Source organism: Streptomyces chlorus (genome assembly GCF_042655885.1).
Classification (GTDB): domain Bacteria; phylum Actinomycetota; class Actinomycetes; order Streptomycetales; family Streptomycetaceae; genus Streptomyces; species Streptomyces chlorus.
In genome coordinates this window covers 1-647 of sequence record NZ_JBHSOA010000159.1, presented here as the reverse complement: position 1 = coordinate 647, position 647 = coordinate 1, and the positions used below count along the sequence as shown (strand labels likewise).

The following is a 647-nucleotide window of genomic DNA, read 5'->3' as shown; positions in this document are numbered from 1 at the left end:
CCTTGATGACGCGCCGGCTCGCCACGGCGGGGCAGACGCCGGTCCGCGCGCTGCCGCCCGCCTCAGCGTGAACCGGCGGTGAAGGAGCGCCCGTCCTCGCTGACCAGCCAGTACCGCTCGACCAGCCGCTTGAGCTGGGCGCGGACACCTTCCTGCCGGCTGCGGCCGGCTCCTTCACCGAACAGGGCGCGGACCACATCCGGCACCCGCACCGGCCCGTCCGCACTCGACACGAACGAAACGATCTCGGAGTACAGGCCGGGCAGCCGGGCCGGATCGGCCCCTTCGCTCCACTGCGGCACATACCGCGACCCGGACCCTGCCCCGGGCACACCGTGTGAGGACTCCGCGGCTTCGCCCGCATCCGCAGCGGCCGGCACCCCGGCCGCCCCGTCAGCCCGGTCACCGGCCCCGCCCTCACGCAGTTCCTGCTCGACCTCCTCAAAGATCTCACCGCCGATACGCCAGCGCGTGACCTGCGCTTCGACCTGGTCGGCCTCCCGCTGCAACACCGCGATCCGCTCGTGGAGTTCGGCGGCGCGCGCCTCGAGATCGCGCAGGCGACGCTTCATGACAGCGGCGGGCGTGGGCACGGCGGACCTCCGGACTCGATGACGAGGACGCCGTCACCCTGCACACCCGCACCC

Annotated in this window: 1 protein-coding gene; it reads right to left on the bottom strand. The window is 73.3% G+C overall.

Translation table 11 applies throughout. From position 1 onward, the window contains the following. Nucleotides 1-62: 62 nt before the first annotated feature. Entirely contained in the window at nt 63-593 is a 531-nt protein-coding gene (locus ACFPZI_RS37105) for a hypothetical protein (RefSeq protein ID WP_381371572.1), read from the bottom strand. Nucleotides 594-647: the final 54 nt, after the last annotated feature.